We start from the raw sequence: 23,374 nt of genomic DNA, 5'->3' as shown, positions 1-23,374 counted from the left end.
TTTCACCACTCCCACAACTTCGATGGCGTCACTACCGCCGGCAACGGCACATCCCACTTCTCCACCGGCAACGCCTCCACGCCCTGACAATCATGCGCGTAACCCACCGGCTGCACCCCGTACTGCTGCCAGTTTTGCAGCGTCCTGTCATAAAAACCGCCGCCCATCCCTAAACGCTGGCCCTGTTCATCAAACGCGACCAGCGGCGTAATCAGTACATCCAGCTGTGACAGCGGGAGCACGTCGCGCACGTCGAGTTTCGGCTCGGTGATTTTCAGGCGATTCACCACCAGCTCGCTGTGCGGGTGGTAGTGCAGAAACAGCAGATTACCGTCGCTAAACGGGTGCAGCACCGGCAGGTAGACTTTCTTCCCGGCGCGCCAGAGCTGCTCTATCAGCGGTTGGGTGTCCAGCTCTCCATCAAATGACAGAAACAGCGCAACGGTATGCGCCATCACGACAGGGGGATATGCCATCATACGGGCGGCGGCCTGCTGGGCAAAATGCGCTTGCTGATCGGCGGTTAACGCACGGCGGCGCTGACGAATGAGCTGACGGATGTCCTGGCGTGAAGCCGAAACTTCAGGGAATTGAGTCATGGTAGTCGGTAGAAGAAAAGAGAGGGAATCTCCGAGATGCCGCCGCAGGCTGTAACCCTTGAACCCTTGGTTCAAGGTGAATGTGTCGTCATAGTTTTAAGGCTTCTCGGACGGACCGAGCATGCTCACCAACCATGGAGCGCCACATTCTTGTGGTATGAAATATCGGCTCAGGGGACTGGCCCGCTTGCGAACATCTCAGAGAAATTTTGTCTTCACAGTTACTCTACCATAGTCAACTGAGAAGTGTTATTCAAACTTGGGTCCCGGTCTTTCGGGATTGCGACCTTGATCAAGCAATGCCTGTTCTATGGTCTGCTGGAGCATTTTAATGCGCTGCTCCATGCTTGCCGCGTAGTCGCGGGTCTTCGCTTTTTCCTGAGTCAGTTCATAGCTGATGTTCAACGCGGCGATGAAAACCAGCTGCTCAGTATTTGTGACTCTAGTGCGTTCTTTTAGATCTTGCAACCGCTGATTCAAATCGTCCGCTGCCTGATTCAAAGCATCCCTTTGTTCAGGCGGACAATTCACTCGCAGTGAACGGCCAAAAATCTGGAGATCGACGGGTTGTGCAGACATGCCACCTTCCTGCTGATTGACTGCGCTGCCTTCGCTTACTGCCCCGGGGGCTGCGAAGGGGCGACACTATAGCTACCCTGATGTGAAGATACAAGCCCTTTTCTGGTATCACCAGGGTCCAAAGTGGTAGCATATCATGAAACTTCCCCCCTTTGACGACGAATGCTCATGTCTATACAGAACGAAATGCCTGGTTACAAGGATTTAAACCAGTTACTGAACCAGCAGGGTGTCGGTTTAACCCCTGCCGAAATGCACGGTCTGATCAGTGGCATGCTGTGCGGCGGAAACAGCGACAGCTCATGGCAGCCGCTGATCCACGACCTCACGAATGAAGGGCTGGCGTTTGGTCACGAGCTGGCGGAAGCGCTGCGTAAAATGCATGCCGCCATCAGTGATTCGCTGGAAGACGATGGCTTCCTTTTTCAGCTTTATCTGCCTGAAGGCGACGACGTCAGCGTGTTCGATCGCGCCGATGCGCTGGCCGGCTGGGTAAACCACTATCTGCTGGGGCTGGGCGTGACGCAGCCTAAACTGGATAAAGTCACCGGCGAAGCGGGTGAAGCGATCGACGACCTGCGTAACATCGCCCAGCTTGGCTACGATGAAGACGAAGACCAGGAAGAGCTGGAAATGTCGCTTGAAGAGATCATCGAGTACGTGCGCGTGGCGGCACTGCTGTGCCACGACAACTTCACGCGCTCACAGCCGACCGCGCCGGAAGTCCGCAAGCCAACCTTACATTAAGAAAAATAACGCACAGGAGGGTGTCATGGTTATCTCAAGTCAAGAGTATTCGCGCCGCCGTCAGGCGCTGCTGGCAACAATGCAGCCGGGCAGCGCCGCGCTGATTTTTGCTGCGCCCGAAGTGACGCGCAGCGCCGACAGCGAATATCCCTATCGCCAGAGCAGCGACTTCTGGTACTTCACCGGCTTTAACGAGCCGGAAGCGGTACTGGTGCTGATTAAGAGCAATGACACCCACAACCACAGCGTGATTTTCAACCGCGTGCGCGATCTGACGGCCGAAATCTGGTTTGGCCGCCGCTTAGGGCAAGAGGCCGCACCGGAAAAGCTGGGCGTTGACCGCGCGCTGGCGTTTAGCGAAATCAACCAGCAGCTCTATCAGCTGCTTAACGGCCTCGACGTGCTCTATCACGCGCAGGGCGAATATGCGTACGCCGATGAGATTGTCTTCACCGCGCTGGATAAGCTGCGCAAAGGCTCGCGGCAGAACCTGTCCGCACCGGCCACGCTGACGGACTGGCGTCCGGTGGTGCATGAGATGCGCCTGTTCAAGTCTGAAGAAGAGCTGAATTTGATGCGTCGTGCGGGCGAAATCAGCGCGCTGGCGCACACCCGCGCGATGGAGAAATGCCGTCCCGGGATGTTCGAATACCAGCTGGAAGGCGAAATTCACCACGAATTTAACCGTCACGGCGCACGTTATCCTTCCTACAACACCATCGTTGGCGGCGGGGAAAACGGCTGCATTCTGCACTACACCGAAAACGAAAGCGCGCTGCGCGACGGCGATCTGGTGCTGATTGACGCCGGTTGCGAATATCAGGGCTACGCGGGGGATATCACCCGAACCTTCCCGGTGAACGGTAAATTCTCGCCGGCACAGCGCGCGATTTACGACATCGTTCTCGAATCCCTTGAGACGGCGCTCAGGCTGTATCGTCCCGGAACCTCCATGCAGGAAGTGACCGGTGAAGTGGTGCGCATCATGATTACCGGTCTGGTCAGGCTCGGGATCCTGAAAGGGGATGTCGACACCCTGATTGCTGAAAATGCGCATCGACCGTATTTCATGCACGGCCTAAGCCACTGGCTGGGGCTGGACGTGCATGACGTTGGCGCATACGGCACCGACCGTTCGCGCGTGCTGGAGCCGGGCATGGTGTTAACCGTGGAGCCGGGTCTGTATATCGCGCCGGATGCCGACGTGCCTGAAGAGTACCGCGGGATTGGCATTCGTATTGAAGACGACATCGTGATTACCGAAACCGGTAACGAAAATCTGACCGCGAGTGTCGTGAAAAACGCTGACGATATTGAGGCGCTGATGGCAGCGGCACGCGCATGAGCGTGATTATCGTTGGCGGCGGCATGACCGGGGCCACGCTGGCGCTGGCCATTTCACATTTGACGAAAGGCCAGCTTGCGGTGCACCTGGTGGAAGCCGTTGCGCCAGAGGCGTCCAACCACCCCGGTTTTGATGCCCGCGCCATTGCGCTCGCGCAGGGCACCTGCCAGCAGCTTTCCCGCATTGGCATCTGGCAGGCCATTGCCGACTGCGCCACGGCAATTAAAACCGTTCACGTCAGCGATCGCGGCCATGCTGGCTTTGTCACCCTGGACGCGCAGGATTATCGTATTGATGCTCTTGGGCAGGTTGTTGAGCTGCATGACGTCGGATTGCGTCTGTTCCGCCTGCTTCAGGACGCGCCGGGCGTTACGCTGCATTGTCCGGCGCGTGTGGCCAGCGTGAGCCGTAGTGAGGCGTCGGTTAGCGTGACGCTGGAAAACGGCACCGTCCTTGAAGGCCAGCTTCTGGTCGCCGCGGACGGTTCGCGCTCGTCGCTCGGCGCCCAGTGTGGCGTGAAGTGGCGCCAGCAGCCTTACGGCCAGGTGGCGGTCATTGCGAACGTCGCTACCGCAGCTGACCACGACGGCAGGGCGTTTGAGCGCTTTACGCAGCATGGTCCGCTGGCGATGCTGCCGATGTCGGACGGGCGCTGTTCCCTGGTGTGGTGTCATTCGCAGGATAAGGCTGAAGAGGTGAAGGCCTGGTCAGACGAACGTTTTTGTACCGAGCTGCAAAAAGCCTTTGGCTGGCGGCTGGGGCGTATCACCCATGCCGGCCAGCGGGCGGTCTATCCGCTTGCGCTGACTACGGCGTCTCAGTCCATCTCTCATCGTCTGGCGCTTGTCGGTAACGCCGCGCAGACGCTGCATCCCATCGCGGGGCAAGGCTTTAACCTGGGCTTACGCGACGTCATGAGCCTGGCCGAATCACTGGCGCAGGCATGGGGTGAGCAAAAAGACTGTGGGGCGTATTCAGTGCTTAGCCATTACCAGAAGCGCCGCAAGGCGGATAAAGAGGCCACCATCGGTGTGACCGATGGTCTGGTCCATCTTTTTGCCAATCGCTGGGCACCGCTGGTTGTGGGCCGCAACCTCGGGCTTATGGCGATGGAACTATTCATTCCGGCACGTGACGTGCTGGCGCAGCGGACCCTGGGTTGGGTCGCGCGTTAAGGAGTTATCACCGTGCAAAATGTTGATGTCGCCATCGTTGGCGGCGGTATGGTCGGACTGGCATTGGCCTGTGGTTTACAGGGCAGCGGCCTGCGCGTGGCGGTGCTGGAGCAAAAGCAGCCTCAGCCCGTTGCCCCGGATGCCCCGCCGGAACTCCGCGTCTCGGCGATCAATGCCGCCAGCGAGAAATTGCTGACGCACCTTGGCGTCTGGTCAGATATTGTGGCGCAGCGCGCCAGCTGCTATCACGGCATGGAAGTGTGGGATAAAGACAGCTTTGGTCATATTGCTTTTGATGATGAAAGCATGGGCTATAGCCATCTGGGTCACATTGTTGAAAATGCGGTGATCCACCACGCGCTGTGGCAGAAAGCACAGCAGTGCAGCGACGTGACCCTGATTGCGCCTGCGCAGATCCAGCAGGTGGCGTGGGGCGAAAACGAGGCGTTTATCACCCTGCAGAGCGGCGACATGCTGACCGCGCGTCTGGTGGTCGGTGCTGACGGTGCCAACTCCTGGCTGCGTAATAAAGCCGATATCCCGCTGACCTTCTGGGACTATCGTCATCACGCGCTGGTGGCAACGATCCGCACCGAAGAGCCGCACGGCGGCGTGGCGCGCCAGATTTTCCACAACGACGGCATACTGGCGTTCCTGCCGCTTGCCGATCCGCACCTGTGCTCGATTGTCTGGTCCCTGGTGCCGGAGAAAGCCCAGCAGATGCAGGAGGCAACGCCGGACGCCTTTAACCAGGCGCTGTGCGTGGCCTTTGATAACCGCCTTGGCCTGTGCACGCTTGAAAGCGAGCGTCAGGTGTTCCCGTTAACCGGCCGCTACGCGCGTCAGTTTGCCGCGCACCGTCTGGCGCTGGTGGGGGATGCGGCGCATACCATTCATCCGCTGGCCGGGCAGGGCGTTAACCTTGGCTTTATGGACGCGGCGGAGCTGGTCGAGGAGCTGCGTCGCCTGCATCGCGAAGGGAAGGACATCGGGCAGCATCTCTATCTGCGCCGCTACGAGCGCAGCCGCAAGCACAGTGCGGCGATGATGCTGGCGGGCATGCAGGGCTTCCGCGAGCTGTTTGCTGGGGCGAATCCGGCGAAAAAACTGCTGCGCGACATCGGACTCAAGCTTGCTGACACCCTTCCGGGCGTTAAACCCCAACTCCTCCGTCAGGCGATGGGTCTTAACGACCTGCCGGACTGGCTACGTTAATTTAGACCCCTGTCACACTTTCTTTTCCCGGCCTCTGCGCCGGGGAAATTCCCTCGTTTGAAATATTCTAATTTCACGTCATTTTTCGCATTAGATAATCTAATGTCGCGTTTTTCTCGTTACGGAAATTCGGCCCGATTTTCCGCACGAAATATCACCATGTGCTAAATCCTGTTAGATCATTGTTAATTTTGTGCGGGGTTAATCGCATTTTTCCAGTGAATAACTCTGTAGGCTTTTTAGCGTTTTTTGGTCATAAGCTAATGTGATGACCCATTTTGCCTTATGGTTAACCGCCGGTTTCGGTGGTAAGTTCAGGTAAAAGAGAACGTTTGCGTCGGTGCCCGAACGCGGTGCCGATACCGGGTTTCACGGTGAATTTTTCAACGAGGACAAGATGGCTCAACAGACTCCTTTGTACGAACAACACGTGTTATGCGGCGCCCGCATGGTGGACTTCCATGGCTGGATGATGCCGCTGCACTACGGCTCGCAGATTGATGAGCACCACGCGGTGCGCACCGATGCCGGTATGTTCGACGTGTCCCACATGACGATTGTCGATCTGCACGGTAGCCGCACCCGGGAGTTTTTGCGTTATCTGCTGGCAAACGACGTCGCCAAACTGAAGACGCCGGGTAAAGCGCTCTATACCGGCATGCTGAATGCCTCGGGCGGCGTGATTGATGACCTTATCGTCTATTACTTCACTGAAGATTTCTTCCGCCTCGTTGTAAACTCCGCCACCCGCGAAAAAGACCTCTCCTGGATCACCCAACACGCCGAACCTTATGCCATCGACATCACCGTCCGTGACGATCTGTCGCTGATCGCCGTGCAGGGGCCGAACGCGCAGGCGAAAGCCGCCTCTCTGTTTAACGACGAGCAGCGCAACGCCACCGCTGGCATGAAGCCGTTCTTCGGCGTGCAGGCGGGCGATCTGTTTATCGCCACCACCGGCTACACCGGTGAAGCGGGCTACGAAATTGCGATGCCAAACGAGAAGGCCGCTGATTTCTGGCGTGCGCTGGTGGAAGCGGGCGTGAAGCCTGCGGGTCTGGGCGCGCGCGATACGCTGCGTCTGGAAGCGGGGATGAACCTCTACGGTCAGGAGATGGATGAAGGTGTTTCTCCGCTCGCCGCCAACATGGGCTGGACCATCGCATGGGAACCGGCTGACCGTGACTTTATTGGTCGTGAAGCGCTGGAGATGCAGCGCGAGAAGGGCACCGAACAGCTGGTGGGCCTGGTGATGACCGAGAAGGGCGTGCTGCGCGGCGAACTGCCGGTGCGCTTTACCGATGCTGACGGCAATCCTCGTGAAGGCGTGATCACCAGCGGAACCTTCTCACCGACGCTGGGCTACAGTATTGCACTGGCACGCGTGCCGGCGGGAATTGGCGAAACGGCGGTGGTGCAAATCCGCAACCGTGAAATGCCGGTCAACGTAACCAAACCGATTTTTGTTCGCGCCGGTAAGCCGGTCGCCTAATCATTTTTATCAGGAGAACTTCAATGAGCAATGTGCCAGCAGAACTGAAATACAGCAAAGAACACGAGTGGCTGCGCAAAGAGGCGGACGGCACTTACACCGTAGGGATCACCGAGCACGCGCAAGAGCTGCTGGGCGACATGGTGTTTGTTGACCTGCCTGACGTGGGCACGACCGTTAGCGCGGGCGACGACTGCGCCGTGGCGGAGTCCGTAAAAGCGGCCTCTGACATCTACGCCCCTGTGAGCGGCGAAATCGTTGCCGTCAACGACGCGCTGAGCGATTCGCCAGAGCTGGTGAACAGCGAGCCTTATGAAGGCGGCTGGATCTTCAAGATCAAAGCCAGCGACGAATCCCAGGTTGCCGCTCTGCTGGATGCGACCGCGTACGAAGCACTGTTAGAAGACGAGTAAGTCATTAACCCTCTCCCCTTTGGGGAGAGGGAGAAAACACATTCACTGCACGTTTCAGGAACCATCGCTCATGACACAGACTTTAAGCCAGCTTGAAAACCGTGGCGCCTTCATTGAACGTCACATTGGGCCGGATGCTCAGCAACAGCAGGAGATGCTGAAGACGGTTGGCGCGGATTCATTAAACGCACTGATCGGCCAGATTGTGCCAAAAGACATCCAGCTTGCCACGCCACCTCAGGTGGGGGAAGCCACTACGGAATTCGCCGCGCTGGCGGAGCTGAAGGCTATTGCCGGCCTGAATAAGCGCTATAAGTCTTACATTGGCATGGGCTACACCAACGTGCAGCTGCCGCCGGTTATCCTGCGCAACATGCTGGAAAACCCGGGCTGGTACACCGCTTACACCCCGTATCAGCCAGAGGTTTCCCAGGGCCGTCTGGAAGCGCTGCTGAACTTCCAGCAGGTGACGCTGGACCTGACCGGCATGGATATCGCCTCTGCTTCTCTGCTGGATGAAGCGACCGCCGCCGCCGAAGCGATGGCGATGGCAAAACGCGTGAGCAAGCTGAAAAATGCCAACCGCTTCTTCGTCGCGGCGGACGTGCATCCGCAGACGCTGGACGTGGTGCGTACTCGCGCAGAGACCTTCGGCTTTGACGTGATCGTCGACGACGCTGACAAAGTGCTGGATCATCAGGACGTCTTCGGCGTGCTGCTGCAGCAGGTAGGTACGACGGGTGAAGTACACGACTACGGCGCGCTGATTGCCGAGCTGAAATCCCGCAAAGTGGTTGTCAGCGTTGCCGCCGATTTTATGGCGCTGGTGCTGCTGACGGCGCCGGGTAAACAGGGCGCAGATATCGTATTCGGCTCCGCACAACGCTTCGGCGTACCGATGGGCTACGGCGGCCCGCACGCGGCGTTCTTCGGCGCGAAAGATGAATTCAAACGCTCCATGCCTGGCCGTATTATCGGCGTCTCAAAAGATGCTGCCGGTAACACCGCGCTGCGCATGGCGATGCAGACCCGCGAGCAGCACATCCGCCGCGAGAAAGCGAACTCCAACATCTGTACCTCACAGGTGCTGCTGGCAAACATCGCCAGCCTGTACGCCGTGTTCCACGGCCCGGCTGGCCTGAAACGCATTGCCAGCCGCATTCACCGCCTGGCCGATATTCTGGCCTGCGGTTTGCAGCAGAAAAGCCTTAAGCTGCGCCACGCCCACTACTTCGACACCCTGTGCGTGGACGTGGCGGACAAAGCGGCCGTGCTGGCGCGCGCGAATGCGGCAGAGATTAACCTGCGCAGCGACATTCACAACGCCGTCGGCATTACGCTGGATGAAAGCACCACCCGCGACGATATCCTGAACCTGTTCAGCGTGCTGCTGGGTGATGCGCACGGTCTGGACATTGATGCGCTCGACAAAGAAGTTGCGCTCGACAGCCGCTCCATTCAGGACAGCATGCTGCGTAACGACGCCATCCTGACGCACCCGGTCTTTAATCGCTACCACAGCGAGACCGAGATGATGCGTTACATGCACTCCCTGGAGCGCAAGGATCTGGCGCTGAACCAGGCGATGATCCCGCTGGGCTCCTGCACCATGAAGCTGAACGCCGCGGCAGAGATGATCCCGATCACCTGGCCAGAATTCTCCGAGCTGCACCCGTTCTGCCCGCCAGAGCAGGCGGAAGGTTATCACATGATGATCAACCAGCTTTCCGACTGGCTGGTGAAGCTGACCGGTTACGACGCGCTCTGCATGCAGCCGAACTCCGGCGCGCAGGGTGAATATGCGGGCCTGCTGGCGATCCGTCACTATCACGAAAGCCGCAACGAAGGCCACCGCGATATCTGCCTGATCCCAAGCTCCGCCCACGGTACCAACCCGGCCTCTGCCCAGATGGCGGGCATGGAAGTTGTGGTGGTGGCGTGCGATAAGAACGGCAACATCGATCTGGCCGACCTGCGTGCGAAAGCCGAGCAGGCGGGCGACAAGCTCTCCTGCATCATGGTGACCTACCCGTCTACCCACGGTGTGTACGAAGAAACCATCCGTGAAGTGTGCGAAGTCGTGCACCAGTTCGGCGGTCAGGTTTACCTCGACGGTGCAAACATGAACGCTCAGGTGGGCATTACCTCGCCGGGCTTTATCGGCGCGGACGTGTCGCACCTGAACCTGCACAAAACCTTCTGCATCCCGCACGGCGGTGGCGGCCCGGGCATGGGGCCAATCGGCGTGAAAGCGCATCTGGCGCCGTTTGTGCCGGGCCACAGCGTGGTGCAGATTGAAGGCATGCTGACCCGTCAGGGAGCGGTCTCAGCGGCACCGTTCGGTAGCGCCTCTATCCTGCCAATCAGCTGGATGTATATCCGCATGATGGGCGCGGAAGGGCTGAAGCAGGCGAGCCAGGTGGCGATCCTGAACGCCAACTATATTGCGACTCGCCTGAAGTCCGCCTTCCCGGTGCTCTATACCGGCCGCGACGGTCGCGTGGCGCACGAGTGCATTCTGGATATTCGTCCGCTGAAAGAGCAGACCGGCATCAGCGAGCTGGATATCGCCAAGCGTCTGATCGACTACGGCTTCCACGCGCCAACCATGTCGTTCCCGGTTGCGGGCACGCTGATGGTGGAGCCAACGGAATCTGAAAGCAAAGCCGAGCTGGACCGCTTTATCGACGCGATGCTGGCCATCCGCATGGAGATCGACCGCGTGCAGGACGGCGAGTGGACGCTGGAAGATAACCCGCTGGTTAACGCCCCGCACACCCAGCACGAAATGGTGGCAGAGTGGAACCACGGCTATTCCCGCGAGCTGGCGGTCTTCCCGGCAGGCGTGGCGAACAAATACTGGCCGACCGTGAAGCGTCTTGATGACGTCTACGGCGACCGTAACCTGTTCTGCTCCTGCGTGCCGATGAGCGAATACCAGTAACATTGCTGCTGTAGTAACGTAGGCCGGGTAAGGCGAAGCCGCTACCCGGCTTTTTTATTGGGAGAAGATAATGGCAATTGCACTGGTCACCGGCGCCAGCCGCGGCATCGGTAAAGCCACCGCGCTGCAGCTGGCTCGCGAAGGCTACACCGTGGCGGTGAACTATCATCACAACATTAACGCCGCGACGGACGTCATCAGGCAGATTGTGGATGCAGGCGGTAAAGCCTTTGCCGTCCGTGCAGACATCAGCGATGAAGCTCAGGTGCTGGCGATGTTTAACAGCCTCGATCGTGAAGGCGAGCCGCTGACCGCGCTGGTGAATAATGCGGGGATTCTGTTTGAGCAATCCACTATCGAGAATCTCTCCGCTGAGCGCATTAACCGCGTCCTGGCGACCAACGTCACGGGCTACTTCCTCTGCTGCCGGGAAGCGGTAAAGCGCATGTCCTTCAAACACGGCGGCAAGGGCGGGGCGATAGTGAATGTCTCTTCCGCGGCGTCACGTCTGGGCGCGCCGGGTGAATATGTGGATTATGCCGCGTCGAAGGGGGCGGTGGATTCGCTGACAACGGGTTTATCGCTGGAGGTGGCGGCGCAGGGCATTCGCGTCAACTGCGTCCGTCCGGGTCTGATCTATACCGATATTCATGCGTCCGGCGGAGAGCCGGGGCGGGTGGATCGCGTGAAATCATTGCTGCCGATGCAGCGCGGCGGCCAGCCGGAAGAGGTCGCCCAGGCGATTGTCTGGCTGCTGAGCGAAAAGGCGTCGTACGTCACGGGCAGTTTTATAGAGCTGGCGGGCGGGAAATAAGCCGGGTGGCGGCTTCGCCTTACCCGGCCTACTATTCGTGTAGGCCTGGTAAGCGCAGCGCCACCGGGCAAAAAATCACAACGCTTCGCCGTTGCTGGCAATCACGCCTTTATACCACTCGAAGCTCTTCTTACGGGAACGCGACATGTCGCCCGTGCCGTCGTCGTGCTTGTTCACGTAGATAAAGCCGTAGCGCTTGCTGTACTGGCCGGTGGTGAACGACACGCAGTCGATACAGCCCCATGGCGTATAGCCCATCAGAGCCACGCCATCGTGCGTCACGGCTTTGATCATCTCTTCCACGTGGGCACGCAGGTAGTCGATACGATAGTCGTCGTTGATGCTGCCGTCCTCTTCGACTTTATCGTAGGCGCCGAAGCCGTTTTCCACGATAAACAGCGGCTTCTGGTAACGTTCGTACAGTTCGCACAGGGCATAACGCAGGCCCACCGGGTCAATCTGCCAGCCCCAGTCGGAGGCCTTCACGTGCGGATTCGGCACGCTGCCTTCGAAACCGGAAATGGCATCGCCGGTACCGCCTTCCGCTTTCACCGCGTTGGTCATGTAGTAGCTGAAGCCCAGGTAGTCGCAGGTACCTTCACGCAGGATCTGCTCGTCGCCTGCCTCCATTTTGATGGAGAACCCGCGGCGCTCCCACTCGTTCAGCACGTAGGACGGGTAGTAACCACGCAGCTGGACGTCGGTAAAGACATAGCGCTCGCGCATCGATTCCTGGGCAAACATCACGTCTTCCGGTTTGCAGGAGAACGGATAGAGCGCCACCATCGCCAGCATGCAGCCGACTTTCATCTCCGGGTTAATGCGGCGCGCGGCTTTCACCGCCAGGGCGCTGGCCACAAACTGATGGTGCAGGACCTGGTACATGGTCTCTTCCGGATTGTCATGTTCGGTATAGACCACGCCCGAGCAGCAGTAACCGAACAGCGGCGCGCGCCAGTTGCGCTGGTTGTTGATTTCGTTGAAGGTCATCCAGTATTTGACCTTGTTTTTGTAGCGCTCGAAGACCACTTCCGCGAAGCGCACAAAGAAATCGACCACTTTACGGTTGGTCCAGCTACCGTACTCCTTCACCAGGTGCAGCGGCATTTCGAAGTGGGAGAGGGTGATTACCGGTTCAATGTTGTACTTCAGCAGCTCATCGAACATATCGTCGTAAAATTTCAGACCCTCTTCGTTTGGCTGCGTTTCGTCACCGTTCGGGAAGATACGCGTCCAGGCAATAGAGGTGCGGAAACACTTGAAGCCCATCTCGGCAAACAGCTTGATGTCTTCTTTATAATGGCCGTGGAAATCGATAGCTTCATGATTGGGGTAGTATTTACCCGGCACCACCTCTTGCGTGATTTCGCGCGGCACGCCGTGTGCGCCGCCGGTTAATACGTCGCAAATGCTTGGTCCTTTACCGCCTTTGTTCCAGCCGCCTTCTACCTGGTGAGCCGCAACCGCGCCGCCCCATAAAAAATCTTTTGGTAAGGTCAATTTTTTCATCGCTGCTATTCTCAGTAATTGGCTTATTGGCATCGAGTCTAGCAAAGCGAAATTAAATGTCACGATATAACAAGGTGTACATAATGTGATTTGTCACATCAAAAAAACAGGGTGTTTTATTCTGTGAGTTTCTTCGCCAGTTTACGTCCCAGAGACTCCAGAATATAAATGACGGGAATTTGCGTGGTGATGTCGTAGACGCCTGCAATACGCGTCTGAGGAACATGCCAGGAGAGGTTAAAGTCTGCCAGCTTTGCGAGACGCGAGTGCTCATGGCTGGTAATGGAGAGCACTTTGCAGTGATGCAGGCTGAACTGGCTGGCGAAGCGCAGGATCTCCTCGGTCTCGCCCGAGACGGAGAGCACGATCGCCAGCGCATTTTTCGCCATATCATTGGTGACCGGGAAATAAGGGTCATCAATATGGTTGCTGAATTTTCCGATATTAGAAAAGAAACGTGCGCCATATTTTGCCAGCGAGCCTGACGTGCCTGCGCCGACAAATATAATACGTTCCGACGATAAAATAATATCGACCGCACTATCTAATAACGCGTCGAATTCTTCATTATTTACGCTTTTAAAGAAGCTGATAATTTCGCTGGCACCGAAGTTCGCCTGCTGGGGCTCGTTCTGTTCAAGATAAAGCTTAAAGCGTACGCGAAACTCCGAGTAGCCTTCGCAGTTAAGCTTGCGGCAAAAGCGCAGGATAGTGGTGGTTGAGACGCCTGCCGCATCCGCCAGCTCGCGGATGGTCATGTACATGACTTTGTCACGATTTTTTATGACATAGTTGTAGACCATCATCTCCAGGTTATTGAGACTGGCAATGGCGGAGTGGGTGAACATACTCACAATGGCATAACTCTTATTCTGACCTCATCGTCACATCATAACATGCACCCGGACGGCAGGATCCATTTTTATGCTCTTGATTCATAATGATTAAATTTTTATGTGAACAATTGTTAGGTGAAAGATTTCTTTATATCTATGATTTTTAGGTATAAATTTTGAAATGAAATTATTTTAGCTAACAGGTGTTCACTGGAATCATTCTCAGTTAGCATAGTTATGCGATGAATAATCATCTTTAGTTTTCCCGGAGTTTTGTATGGTGAGCAGACCATTAATCGCACAGGGATATTCGCTGGCTGAGGAAGTAGCCAACAGCATCAGCCACGGCATTGGCCTGGTGTTTGGGATTGTCGGTTTAGTGTTATTGCTGGTGCAGGCGGTGGACACCAATGCCAGCGCGATGGCCATTACCAGCTACAGCCTGTATGGCGGGAGTATGATCCTGCTGTTCCTGGCGTCGACGCTGTATCACGCGATCCCGCATCAGCAGGCCAAGACGTGGCTCAAGAAATTTGACCACTGCGCTATCTATCTTCTGATTGCAGGCACCTACACACCGTTTTTGCTGGTGGGGCTTAACTCGCCGCTGTCGCGTGGCCTGATGATTGTTATCTGGAGCCTGGCACTGCTGGGGATCCTGTTTAAGCTGACCATAGCGCACCGGTTTAAGGTGCTGTCACTGGTCACCTATCTGACGATGGGCTGGCTGTCGCTGATTGTGGTGTATCAACTGGCGGTCAAACTGTCGGTAGGGGGCGTGACGCTTCTGGCCTTAGGCGGTGTGGTGTACTCGCTCGGCGTGATTTTCTACGTCTGCAAGCGCATCCCGTACAACCATGCCATCTGGCACGGCTTTGTGCTGGGCGGCAGCGTGTGCCACTTTTTGGCGATTTATCTTTATGTGGGGCAGGCGTAGTTTTTTCCACCGTGCCTCACCCCGGCCCTCTCCCACAGGGAGAGGGAGGACACCAAAACCGTAGGCCCGGTAAGCGCAGCGCCACCGGGCGATACAGCATCACTCTTCCAGAGAATACGGCAGCGGCTCGATGCTCAGTGTGTTCGCATCGTCACGCACGCGGAACACGCTGTCAGCCTCCATGTCGTTGTTCATGACGGCCTGTACCAAAAGGCGTCCATCATCCAGCTGTACAGCGGCTAATACGGTGCCGGTGCGGCGCCAGTTATCACCCATCTTCAGCTCTAAGTCTTCACCCGCTTCAGGTACACGGCTGGCATGGCCCGCCAGCGTCCACAGCGCACGTTTGTTTGCCCCGCGGAATTTCGCACGGGCGACCATCTCCTGGCCGGTGTAACAGCCCTTTTTAAAGCTGATGCCTCCCAGCGCCTGCAGGTTGGTTGCCTGAGGAATAAACTGCGCGCTGTTTGCGGCGTCAATGATCGGCAGACCCGCTTCGATGTTCAGCGCCAGCCACTGCTGACTGTTGTTGAGCTGCGCTTCGCCGCGCAGCGCCTCGGTGACGCGTTCGGCAGTTGCCGCATCCGTAACTAACAGGAAACGCTCCGCCGGGTGTTCAAACCACAGGATGGAGGTCGCGCCTTCGCTGACCACCTGCTTTTCCGCATCCGGCAGTTCGCTGAACAGATTTTTCAGCGCCGCACGCGCCTGGAAACCGGCCACACCCAGCAGGACATGTTCGTCGTCCGGGGTGATAGTAACTTTGGAAAAGACCGCGTACTTTTTCAGCTCCTTGAGCTGGGCCTCTTGCAGGCTGCGGCGCTCAATGAAGGCAAAGCCGTCCTGGCGGCGGAAGAGGCGCAGGTTGCTCCACATTTTGCCTTTTGGGTCACAATGCGCGGCCAGCAGGTGCTGGTGTTCGGTCATCTGGCTGACGTCGGCGGTCACCTGGCCCTGCAGGTATTTTTCGGCGTCGGCACCGGTGAGCGTTGCCAGCGCCCAGTCATCAAGAGAAATAAGCGTCAGCGGCAGACGCGCAGAGGCGGCGGGCTGGCGAGGAGAAAATGGTGTAAAGGCCATAACGATATCCTGAATTGCTTAACGCTTTGATAATGCCTAATGGTAAAAGAGCCTGCAGGCAATGCAAGCGCTTTCAGCAGACCATTTGTGCCTTAAACCGGTTATGCGTAGCGCTACGCAAAATAATGTAATCCGCTGTCTTTGTGGGGATTATTCTGGAAGCCTGCTCGGCGAATGCAATATTCCAGTAATGAAACGGTCAAAAACACGTTACACTAGCTGGTGTCCCCGTAGAGAAATAAAGAACACTGAAGGGGGTACCGACTGTGCCAAACGTAATGCAGGAAACTGAACATGGATATTAACAACAAGGCCCGTATTCACTGGGCGTGCCGCCGCGGCATGCGTGAACTTGATATTTCCATCATGCCTTTCTTCGAATATGAGTATGACACCTTAAGCGACGATGATAAGCGTCTGTTTGTTCGACTGCTTGAGTCTGACGATCCGGATTTATTCAACTGGCTGATGAACCACGGCAAACCCGCCGACACCGAGTTGCAACGGATGGTGCAATTAATTCAAACACGGAATCGGGAACGTGGTCCTGTGGCAATCTGATCTTCGCGTCTCGTGGCGCTCGCAGTGGATGTCTTTATTGCTCCACGGCCTGGTTGCGGCCATTGTGTTACTGATGCCGTGGCCGCTGAGCTATACGCCGCTGTGGCTGCTGTTACTGTCGTTTGTCGTTTTTGACAGCGTACGCAGCCAGCGTCGCATTAATGCCCGCCAGGGAGAGATTAAATTACTGATGGATTCCCGCCTGCGCTGGCAGGGTAAAGAGTGGGATATCCTCGGTATGCCCTGGATGCTCAACTGCGGCATGATGTTACGGTTACGCAAGGTGGACGGCGGGCGTTGCCAGCATTTGTGGCTGGCGGCTGACAGTATGGATGCTGCCGAGTGGCGAGACCTGCGCCGGATGTTGCTACAACAGACGACGCAGGGGTAACGCGCGTTAGCTAAACTTTTCTGCCATCTCGCCCAGGATCTGCTCGCACCAGCTTTGCAGGCGTTCATCGCTGAGATCGTACTGGTTGGTTTCATCCAGCGCGAGCCCAACAAACAGCTCGCCGTCGGCAATAATCGGCTTTTTACTGGTGAACTCGTAACCTTCGGTTGGCCAGTAGCCGATGAACGACACCCCTTTCGGCGCCAGCTTGTCGTGCAACATGCCGAGCGCGTCCAGGAACCACTCCCCGTACCCCAGCTGATCCCCCATGCCGTACATGGCAATGATCTTGCCGTCGAGATTGACTGAATCGAGTTGATCCCAGATGGCTTCCCAGTCTTCCTGTATCTCACCAAAATCCCAGGTTGGGATGCCGAGGATCAGCACATCGTACTGTTCCATCAGAGCGACCGCGTCATCTTTCAGGTTATGCAACGTCACCAGTTCCGGACCAATGATGTCGCGAATTTTCTCTGCCGCCATTTCGGTGTAGCAGGTGCTGGAACCATAGAACAGACCAATATTCATCGCGTAACTATCTCAATTCTTGCTTTGACTTTGCGCGTAGTGTACCAGAAACCGGTCGCAATCAGGCATAATGGCCTGACTGCAGAATCAAAGGGGCTGATGTGGAAAAGGATCTCGCACTGATCGAACAGTTTCTCGACGCGCTGTGGCTGGAGAAAAACCTGGCCGAGAATACCCTTAGCGCCTACCGTCGCGATCTCACCATGCTGGTGGAGTGGCTTGCGCACCGGGGTTTATCCCTTGCGAGCGCACAGCGTGACGACCTGCAGGCGCTGCTTGGGGAACGTATCGCAGGGGGCTACAAAGCCACCAGTTCCGCACGTTTACTCAGCGCCATGCGTCGGCTGTTCCAGCATCTCTATCGTGAGAAGATCCGCGAGGACGATCCCAGCGCGCTGCTGGCATCCCCTAAACTCCCGCAGCGGCTGCCGAAAGATCTCAGCGAAGCACAAGTTGAGAGATTATTACAGTCACCGGCAGTTGACCTGCCGCTGGAGTTACGCGATAAAGCCATGCTTGAGCTATTGTATGCTACCGGCCTGCGCGTTTCGGAACTGGTTGGTCTGACGATGAGCGACATCAGCCTGCGTCAGGGCGTGGTGCGCGTCATCGGTAAAGGAAACAAGGAAAGGCTGGTTCCGCTGGGTGAAGAGGCGGTTTACTGGCTGGAAACGTACCTGGAGCATGGTCGTCCGTGGCTGCTCAATGGTACGTCTATCGACGTCCTGTTTCCAAGCCAGCGCGCGCAGCAGATGACGCGGCAAACGTTCTGGCATCGCATCAAGCATTACGCCACACTGGCGGGTATCGACAGTGAAAAGCTTTCGCCGCACGTATTGCGTCACGCCTTCGCGACGCATCTGTTAAACCACGGCGCTGATTTACGTGTGGTGCAGATGCTGCTGGGGCACAGCGATCTTTCCACGACGCAAATTTACACCCATGTCGCGACGGAACGCCTGCGGCAGCTACACCAACAGCACCACCCTCGTGCGTGAGTGCCGACGAATTGTAACAGGATCACATATGAAAAAGTCTTTCGCGCTGTTCACCCTGCTGGCAGCCTCCTTTACCGGTTTCGCCCATGCGGACGACGCCGCCATCAAACAGTCGCTCGCTAAGCTTGGCGTCACCGGCAGCGATATTCAGCCTGCACCGGTTGCCGGCATGAAAACGGTGCTGACGAGCAGCGGCGTGCTGTACGTCACCGAAGACGGCAAACACATTATTCAGGGGCCAATGTACGACGTGAGCGGCGCGCAGCCGGTGAACGTCACCAACCAGCTGCTGATGAAAAACCTGAACGCGCTCGAAAAAGAGATGATCGTCTATAAGGCGGCGCAGGAAAAACACGTCATTACCGTCTTCACCGACATCACCTGCGGCTACTGCCACAAGCTGCATGAAGAGATGAAAGATTACAACGCGCTGGGTATTACCGTGCGTTACCTGGCCTTCCCGCGCGCGGGCGTGCAGAGCCAGCCAGAGCAGGACATGAAGGCCATCTGGTGTGCGAAAGACCGCAACAAAGCGTTTGACGACGCGATGAACGGCAAAGGCGTTAAGCCGGCCTCCTGCGACATTGATATTGCTAACCACTACGCGCTTGGCGTGCAGTTTGGCGTTAACGGTACGCCAGCGATTGTCCTGAGCAACGGCTATGTCGTTCCAGGCTATCAGGGACCGAAAGAGATGAAAGAGTTCCTCGACGCGCACCAGAAACAGTTTGGTGGTAAATAATCCGCGTGAAAGCCCCAATAAAATTGCGCCGCCGCGAGGCGGTTGAACCGGTTGATTTGCCAGACGAACTCCCGGCGCTGCTTAAGCGCCTCTACGCCAGCCGCGGCGTGCGTAGCGCTGAGGATCTTGAACGCAGCGTGAAAGGGATGCTGCCCTGGCAGCAGCTGAGCGGTATCGAAAAAGCCACTGAAATGCTCTACAACGCGCTTCGTGAGGGAACGCGGATTGTGGTGGTAGGGGATTTCGACGCCGACGGCGCAACCAGCACCGCGCTGAGCGTGCTCAGCCTGCGCGCGCTGGGCTGCGATAACGTCACGTATCTGGTGCCGAACCGTTTTGAAGACGGCTATGGCCTCAGCCCGGAAGTGGTCGATCAGGCCCACGCCCGCGGTGCACAGATGATCATGACCGTCGATAACGGGATCTCTTCCCATGCGGGCGTCGATCATGCTCACGCTTTGGGGATCCCGGTGCTGGTCACCGATCACCATCTGCCGGGCGAAACGCTGCCGGATGCGGAAGCGATTATTAATCCCAACCTGCGCGACTGCGATTTCCCGTCGAAATCCCTCGCAGGCGTGGGCGTGGCGTTTTATCTGATGCTGGCGTTACGTACCCTGTTACGCGATAAGGGCTGGTTCGACTCCCGCGGTATTGCCGTACCGAACCTGGCCGAATATCTCGATCTGGTGGCGCTGGGTACCGTCGCGGACGTGGTGCCGCTCGATACCAATAACCGCATTTTGACCTGGCAGGGCTTAAGCCGCATCCGGGCAGGCAAGTGCCGTCCGGGGATCAAGGCGCTGCTGGAGATTGCCAACCGCGATCCGCTCAAGCTGGCGGCAAGCGATTTGGGCTTTGCCCTCGGGCCGCGTCTGAACGCGGCCGGAAGGCTGGACGATATGTCCGTCGGCGTGGCGCTGCTGCTGTGCGACAACATCGGTGAAGCGCGCGTGCTGGCCAACGAGCTGGACGCCCTGAACCAGACCCGCAAAGAGATTGAGCAGGGGATGCAGGCCGAGGCGCTGACCCTGTGCGAAAAACTTGAGCGCAGCGGCGATACGCTGCCGGGCGGCCTGGCGATGTACCATCCAGAGTGGCATCAGGGCGTGGTCGGTATTCTGGCGTCGCGCATTAAAGAGCGTTTCCACCGTCCGGTGATCGCGTTCGCCCCCGCGGGCGACGGCACGCTCAAAGGCTCTGGCCGCTCAATCCAGGGTCTGCACATGCGTGATGCCCTGGAGCGCCTCGATACGCTGTACCCGGGCCTGATGCTCAAGTTTGGCGGCCATGCAATGGCGGCGGGCCTGTCGCTGGAAGAGGCGAAATTCGACGAGTTCCAGCGGCTGTTTGGTGAACTGGTCACCGACTGGATCGACCCGGCCCTGTTGCAGGGGGAAGTGGTGTCCGATGGTGAGCTTTCACCGCTTGAGATGACGATGGACGTGGCGCAAATGCTCCGCGGTGCCGGTCCATGGGGGCAGATGTTCCCGGAGCCGCTGTTCGACGGCCGTTTCCGCCTGCTGCAACAGCGTATCGTCGGCGAACGTCATCTAAAAGTGATGGTCGAGCCCGTGGGCGGCGGCCCGCTGCTGGACGGCATTGCCTTTAACGTTGATACGGCGGTATGGCCGGACAACGGCGTACGCGAGGTCGAGCTGGCGTACAAACTGGACATCAACGAGTTTCGCGGTAACCGCACCCTTCAGATCATCATCGACAATATCTGGCCAATTTAGCGGCAGTAATCTCTATAAAAAAGGGCGTGGATTCGGTACAATCCCGCTCTTATCACCGCATTTTGACAAGTCCATAAAAGAAAACAGACCATGTTTGAAATTAATCCGGTAAAAAACCGTATTCAGGACCTCACGGAGCGCTCTGACGTTCTTAGGGGGTATCTTTGACTACGATGCCAAGAAAGAGCGTCTTGAAGAAGTAAACGCCGAGCTGGAACAGCCGGACGTCTGGAACGAACCTGAACGCGCACAGGCGCTGGGTAAAGAGCGTTCCTCTCTCGAAGCTATCGTAGATACGCTGGATCAAATGGCCCAGGGGCTGGAAGATGTTTCCGGTTTGCTGGAGCTGGCCGTCGAAGCCGACGACGAAGAAACCTTTAACGAAGCCGTGGCAGAACTCGACGTGCTGGAAGAGAAGCTGGCGCAGCTTGAATTCCGTCGCATGTTCTCCGGCGAATACGACAGCGCTGACTGCTATCTTGATATTCAGGCAGGTTCTGGCGGTACTGAAGCGCAGGACTGGGCCAGCATGCTGACGCGCATGTACCTGCGTTGGGCAGAAGCGCGCGGCTTCAAAACTGAAATTATCGAAGAGTCTGAAGGTGAAGTGGCCGGTATTAAATCCGTCACCATCAAGATCATCGGTGACTACGCCTACGGCTGGCTGCGTACTGAAACCGGCGTTCACCGCCTGGTGCGTAAGAGCCCGTTCGACTCCGGCGGCCGTCGTCATACCTCCTTCAGCTCCGCGTTCGTTTACCCGGAAGTTGACGAAGATATCGATATCGAAATTAACCCGGCGGACCTGCGTATCGACGTTTATCGCGCATCCGGCGCGGGCGGCCAGCACGTTAACCGTACGGAATCGGCGGTGCGTATTACCCACATTCCAACCGGGCTGGTCACGCAATGCCAGAACGACCGTTCCCAGCATAAGAACAAAGACCAGGCCATGAAGCAGATGAAAGCGAAGCTTTATGAGCTGGAGATGCAGAAGAAAAATGCTGAGAAACAGGCGATGGAAGACAACAAGTCCGACATCGGCTGGGGCAGCCAGATCCGTTCTTACGTCCTAGATGACTCCCGCATCAAAGACCTGCGTACCGGGGTTGAAACCCGCAACACGCAGGCGGTGCTGGACGGCAGCCTGGACCAATTTATCGAAGCAAGTTTGAAAGCAGGGTTATGAGGAACCAACATGTCTGAACAACAAGCACAGGGCGCTGACGCGGTAGTCGATCTTAACAACGAACTGAAAACCCGCCGCGAGAAGCTGGCAGCGCTGCGCGAGCAGGGCGTGCCGTTCCCGAACGATTTTCGTCGTGACCATACCTCAGACCAACTGCACGCTGACTTCGACGGCAAAGAAAACGAAGAGCTGGAAGCGCTGAACGTTGAAGTGTCCGTTGCTGGCCGTATGATGACCCGCCGCATTATGGGTAAAGCCTCTTTCGTGACGCTGCAGGACGTGGGTGGCCGCATTCAGCTGTACGTTTCTCGTGACGACCTGCCGGAAGGCATCTACAACGAGCAGTTCAAGAAATGGGACCTGGGCGATATCCTGGGCGCGAAAGGTAAGCTGTTCAAAACCAAGACCGGCGAGCTGTCCATTCACTGCACCGAACTGCGTCTGCTGACCAAAGCTCTGCGCCCGCTGCCGGACAAATTCCACGGCCTGCAGGATCAGGAAGCGCGCTATCGTCAGCGTTACCTGGATCTCATCTCTAACGATGAATCCCGCAAGACCTTCAAAATTCGCTCCCAGATCATGGCCGGTATCCGCCAGTTCATGGTGAACCGCGACTTTATGGAAGTGGAAACCCCGATGATGCAGGTGATCCCTGGCGGCGCGTCTGCGCGTCCGTTCATCACCCATCACAACGCCCTGGACCTGGACATGTACCTGCGTATCGCGCCGGAACTGTACCTGAAGCGTCTGGTGGTTGGTGGTTTTGACCGCGTGTTCGAAATCAACCGTAACTTCCGTAACGAAGGTATCTCCGTTCGTCATAACCCAGAGTTCACCATGATGGAACTCTATATGGCGTATGCGGATTACAAAGATCTGATCGAGCTGACCGAATCCCTGTTCCGCACCCTGGCGCAGGACATTCTGGGCACCACCGAAGTGCCTTACGGTGAAGAAGTCTTCGACTTCGGTAAGCCTTTCGAAAAACTGACCATGCGCGAAGCGATCAAGAAATACCGTCCTGAAACCAACATGGCGGATCTGGATAACTTCGATTCTGCGAAAGCGATCGCCGACAGCATCGGTATCAAGGTTGAGAAGAGCTGGGGTCTGGGCCGTATCGTGACCGAGATCTTCGAAGAAGTGGCCGAAGCGCACCTGATTCAGCCGACCTTCATCACCGAATACCCGGCTGAAGTCTCTCCGCTGGCACGTCGTAATGACCAGAACCCGGAGATCACTGACCGCTTCGAATTCTTCATCGGCGGCCGTGAGATCGGCAACGGCTTTAGCGAGCTGAACGATGCGGAAGACCAGGCTCAGCGCTTCCAGGATCAGGTTGACGCGAAAGCGGCAGGCGACGACGAAGCGATGTTCTTCGACGAAGACTACGTGACCGCGCTGGAGCACGGTCTGCCACCAACGGCGGGTCTGGGGATTGGTATCGACCGTATGGTAATGCTGTTCACTAACAGCCACACCATCCGCGACGTGATCCTGTTCCCGGCGATGCGCCCGGTGAAATAAGACATTAAGATGTA

The 23,374-nt window shown here is 57.2% G+C and carries 22 protein-coding genes and 1 other RNA gene; 16 read left to right on the top strand and 7 right to left on the bottom strand.

Annotated elements, in window-relative coordinates:
• Positions 1–2: 2 nt before the first annotated feature.
• The 3 genes from OTG14_RS18700 to zapA all read right to left on the bottom strand — a co-directional run bounded on the left by OTG14_RS18700 (position 3) and on the right by zapA (position 1,178).
• The gene (locus OTG14_RS18700) at positions 3–599 is read right to left on the bottom strand and encodes a 5-formyltetrahydrofolate cyclo-ligase (RefSeq protein WP_048991659.1); all 597 of its coding nucleotides are present in this window, start codon (positions 597–599) and stop codon (positions 3–5) included.
• A gap of 24 nt (positions 600–623) precedes the next feature.
• Positions 624–807: non-coding RNA, 6S RNA (gene ssrS / locus OTG14_RS18695), on the bottom strand.
• A 41-nt stretch (positions 808–848) separates the two neighbouring features.
• A complete protein-coding gene (zapA, locus tag OTG14_RS18690; RefSeq protein WP_006811891.1) occupies positions 849–1,178 on the bottom strand; it encodes a cell division protein ZapA in 330 nt (109 codons plus the stop codon).
• Positions 1,179–1,346: 168 nt separating this feature from the next.
• Between zapA and OTG14_RS18685 the strand changes: the two genes are divergently transcribed.
• From OTG14_RS18685 to OTG14_RS18650, 8 genes are all read left to right on the top strand, one after another.
• Positions 1,347–1,925 carry a YecA/YgfB family protein gene (locus OTG14_RS18685; protein WP_024906571.1) on the top strand — a complete coding sequence of 193 codons (579 nt, stop codon included), beginning with the start codon at positions 1,347–1,349 and terminating at the stop codon, positions 1,923–1,925.
• A gap of 31 nt (positions 1,926–1,956) precedes the next feature.
• Positions 1,957–3,270 carry a Xaa-Pro aminopeptidase gene (pepP, locus tag OTG14_RS18680; protein WP_090418935.1) on the top strand — a complete coding sequence of 438 codons (1,314 nt, stop codon included), beginning with the start codon at positions 1,957–1,959 and terminating at the stop codon, positions 3,268–3,270.
• Positions 3,267–4,445, top strand: coding sequence for a 2-octaprenyl-6-methoxyphenyl hydroxylase (gene ubiH / locus OTG14_RS18675; RefSeq protein WP_090418590.1), 1,179 nt, complete (start codon positions 3,267–3,269; stop codon positions 4,443–4,445). The genes pepP and ubiH overlap by 4 nt, the downstream gene beginning before the upstream one ends.
• A 12-nt stretch (positions 4,446–4,457) precedes the next feature.
• The gene (ubiI, locus tag OTG14_RS18670) at positions 4,458–5,660 is read left to right on the top strand and encodes an FAD-dependent 2-octaprenylphenol hydroxylase (RefSeq protein ID WP_024906574.1); all 1,203 of its coding nucleotides are present in this window, start codon (positions 4,458–4,460) and stop codon (positions 5,658–5,660) included.
• Between the two features lie 397 nt (positions 5,661–6,057).
• Positions 6,058–7,152 (top strand): glycine cleavage system aminomethyltransferase GcvT, encoded by a 1,095-nt coding sequence (gene gcvT, locus OTG14_RS18665; protein ID WP_024906575.1) that lies wholly within the window; start codon positions 6,058–6,060, stop codon positions 7,150–7,152.
• 23 nt (positions 7,153–7,175) lie between these two features.
• A complete protein-coding gene (gene gcvH, locus OTG14_RS18660) occupies positions 7,176–7,565 on the top strand; it encodes a glycine cleavage system protein GcvH (RefSeq protein WP_008499718.1) in 390 nt (129 codons plus the stop codon).
• A 70-nt stretch (positions 7,566–7,635) separates the two neighbouring features.
• On the top strand, positions 7,636–10,509 hold the full coding sequence (gene gcvP / locus OTG14_RS18655) for an aminomethyl-transferring glycine dehydrogenase (RefSeq protein ID WP_267215581.1): 2,874 nt from the start codon (positions 7,636–7,638) through the stop codon (positions 10,507–10,509).
• A 70-nt stretch (positions 10,510–10,579) separates the two neighbouring features.
• On the top strand, positions 10,580–11,323 hold the full coding sequence (locus OTG14_RS18650) for an SDR family oxidoreductase (protein ID WP_024906577.1): 744 nt from the start codon (positions 10,580–10,582) through the stop codon (positions 11,321–11,323).
• Between the two features lie 75 nt (positions 11,324–11,398).
• Here the strand turns inward: OTG14_RS18650 and bglA are convergent, their stop codons facing one another.
• A complete protein-coding gene (bglA, locus tag OTG14_RS18645) occupies positions 11,399–12,832 on the bottom strand; it encodes a 6-phospho-beta-glucosidase BglA (RefSeq protein ID WP_267215580.1) in 1,434 nt (477 codons plus the stop codon).
• Positions 12,833–12,948: 116 nt separating this feature from the next.
• A complete protein-coding gene (locus OTG14_RS18640; RefSeq protein ID WP_208763929.1) occupies positions 12,949–13,680 on the bottom strand; it encodes a MurR/RpiR family transcriptional regulator in 732 nt (243 codons plus the stop codon).
• A 265-nt stretch (positions 13,681–13,945) separates the two neighbouring features.
• Here OTG14_RS18640 and trhA point away from each other — a divergent pair, with 265 nt between their 5' ends.
• Positions 13,946–14,605: a PAQR family membrane homeostasis protein TrhA gene (gene trhA, locus OTG14_RS18635; RefSeq protein WP_267215579.1), complete on the top strand. Its 660-nt coding sequence runs from the start codon at positions 13,946–13,948 to the stop codon at positions 14,603–14,605.
• 99 nt (positions 14,606–14,704) lie between these two features.
• Here trhA and ygfZ read toward each other — a convergent pair whose 3' ends face one another.
• Positions 14,705–15,685, bottom strand: coding sequence for a tRNA-modifying protein YgfZ (ygfZ, locus tag OTG14_RS18630; RefSeq protein WP_024906581.1), 981 nt, complete (start codon positions 15,683–15,685; stop codon positions 14,705–14,707).
• Between the two features lie 294 nt (positions 15,686–15,979).
• Between ygfZ and sdhE the strand changes: the two genes are divergently transcribed.
• A complete protein-coding gene (sdhE, locus tag OTG14_RS18625; protein WP_006178375.1) occupies positions 15,980–16,246 on the top strand; it encodes an FAD assembly factor SdhE in 267 nt (88 codons plus the stop codon).
• On the top strand, positions 16,227–16,637 hold the full coding sequence (locus OTG14_RS18620; RefSeq protein WP_023326024.1) for a protein YgfX: 411 nt from the start codon (positions 16,227–16,229) through the stop codon (positions 16,635–16,637). Before sdhE ends, OTG14_RS18620 begins: the two co-directional genes overlap by 20 nt.
• A 6-nt stretch (positions 16,638–16,643) precedes the next feature.
• Here the strand turns inward: OTG14_RS18620 and fldB are convergent, their stop codons facing one another.
• Complete coding sequence (gene fldB, locus OTG14_RS18615; RefSeq protein WP_023309099.1) at positions 16,644–17,165, bottom strand: flavodoxin FldB; 522 nt, start codon at positions 17,163–17,165, stop codon at positions 16,644–16,646.
• 101 nt (positions 17,166–17,266) lie between these two features.
• Here fldB and xerD point away from each other — a divergent pair, with 101 nt between their 5' ends.
• The 5 genes from xerD (at position 17,267) to lysS (ending at position 23,360) form a co-directional block, all read left to right on the top strand.
• A complete protein-coding gene (gene xerD, locus OTG14_RS18610) occupies positions 17,267–18,163 on the top strand; it encodes a site-specific tyrosine recombinase XerD (protein WP_023309098.1) in 897 nt (298 codons plus the stop codon).
• A gap of 28 nt (positions 18,164–18,191) precedes the next feature.
• On the top strand, positions 18,192–18,905 hold the full coding sequence (gene dsbC, locus OTG14_RS18605) for a bifunctional protein-disulfide isomerase/oxidoreductase DsbC (protein ID WP_024906584.1): 714 nt from the start codon (positions 18,192–18,194) through the stop codon (positions 18,903–18,905).
• 5 nt (positions 18,906–18,910) lie between these two features.
• Complete coding sequence (gene recJ / locus OTG14_RS18600; RefSeq protein WP_267215578.1) at positions 18,911–20,644, top strand: single-stranded-DNA-specific exonuclease RecJ; 1,734 nt, start codon at positions 18,911–18,913, stop codon at positions 20,642–20,644.
• A gap of 90 nt (positions 20,645–20,734) precedes the next feature.
• A protein-coding gene (gene prfB / locus OTG14_RS18595; protein ID WP_096059326.1) for a peptide chain release factor 2 occupies positions 20,735–21,833 on the top strand; the annotation gives its coding sequence in 2 pieces (ribosomal slippage) (positions 20,735–20,809 and positions 20,811–21,833; 1,098 coding nt in all).
• Positions 21,834–21,842: 9 nt separating this feature from the next.
• The gene (lysS, locus tag OTG14_RS18590; protein ID WP_090418566.1) at positions 21,843–23,360 is read left to right on the top strand and encodes a lysine--tRNA ligase; all 1,518 of its coding nucleotides are present in this window, start codon (positions 21,843–21,845) and stop codon (positions 23,358–23,360) included.
• Positions 23,361–23,374 lie beyond the last annotated feature (14 nt).

Source organism: Enterobacter pseudoroggenkampii (assembly GCF_026420145.1).
Lineage (GTDB): Bacteria > Pseudomonadota > Gammaproteobacteria > Enterobacterales > Enterobacteriaceae > Enterobacter > Enterobacter pseudoroggenkampii.
The sequence above is the reverse complement of the archived record's forward strand: the minus strand, read 5'-3'. Positions and strand labels throughout refer to the sequence as shown.

Excerpts from the sequence above, each read along its gene's own strand:
- OTG14_RS18700 (WP_048991659.1), bottom strand. The coding sequence starts at position 599 with ATGACTCAATTCCCTGAAGTTTCGGCTTCACGCCAGGACATCCGTCAG.
- zapA (WP_006811891.1), bottom strand. The coding sequence starts at position 1,178 with ATGTCTGCACAACCCGTCGATCTCCAGATTTTTGGCCGTTCACTGCGA.
- OTG14_RS18685 (WP_024906571.1), top strand. The coding sequence starts at position 1,347 with ATGTCTATACAGAACGAAATGCCTGGTTACAAGGATTTAAACCAGTTA.
- ubiH (WP_090418590.1), top strand. The coding sequence starts at position 3,267 with ATGAGCGTGATTATCGTTGGCGGCGGCATGACCGGGGCCACGCTGGCG.
- gcvT (WP_024906575.1), top strand. The coding sequence starts at position 6,058 with ATGGCTCAACAGACTCCTTTGTACGAACAACACGTGTTATGCGGCGCC.
- gcvH (WP_008499718.1), top strand. The coding sequence starts at position 7,176 with ATGAGCAATGTGCCAGCAGAACTGAAATACAGCAAAGAACACGAGTGG.
- gcvP (WP_267215581.1), top strand. The coding sequence starts at position 7,636 with ATGACACAGACTTTAAGCCAGCTTGAAAACCGTGGCGCCTTCATTGAA.
- OTG14_RS18650 (WP_024906577.1), top strand. The coding sequence starts at position 10,580 with ATGGCAATTGCACTGGTCACCGGCGCCAGCCGCGGCATCGGTAAAGCC.
- bglA (WP_267215580.1), bottom strand. The coding sequence starts at position 12,832 with ATGAAAAAATTGACCTTACCAAAAGATTTTTTATGGGGCGGCGCGGTT.
- OTG14_RS18640 (WP_208763929.1), bottom strand. The coding sequence starts at position 13,680 with ATGTTCACCCACTCCGCCATTGCCAGTCTCAATAACCTGGAGATGATG.
- trhA (WP_267215579.1), top strand. The coding sequence starts at position 13,946 with ATGGTGAGCAGACCATTAATCGCACAGGGATATTCGCTGGCTGAGGAA.
- ygfZ (WP_024906581.1), bottom strand. The coding sequence starts at position 15,685 with ATGGCCTTTACACCATTTTCTCCTCGCCAGCCCGCCGCCTCTGCGCGT.
- sdhE (WP_006178375.1), top strand. The coding sequence starts at position 15,980 with ATGGATATTAACAACAAGGCCCGTATTCACTGGGCGTGCCGCCGCGGC.
- fldB (WP_023309099.1), bottom strand. The coding sequence starts at position 17,165 with ATGAATATTGGTCTGTTCTATGGTTCCAGCACCTGCTACACCGAAATG.
- dsbC (WP_024906584.1), top strand. The coding sequence starts at position 18,192 with ATGAAAAAGTCTTTCGCGCTGTTCACCCTGCTGGCAGCCTCCTTTACC.
- lysS (WP_090418566.1), top strand. The coding sequence starts at position 21,843 with ATGTCTGAACAACAAGCACAGGGCGCTGACGCGGTAGTCGATCTTAAC.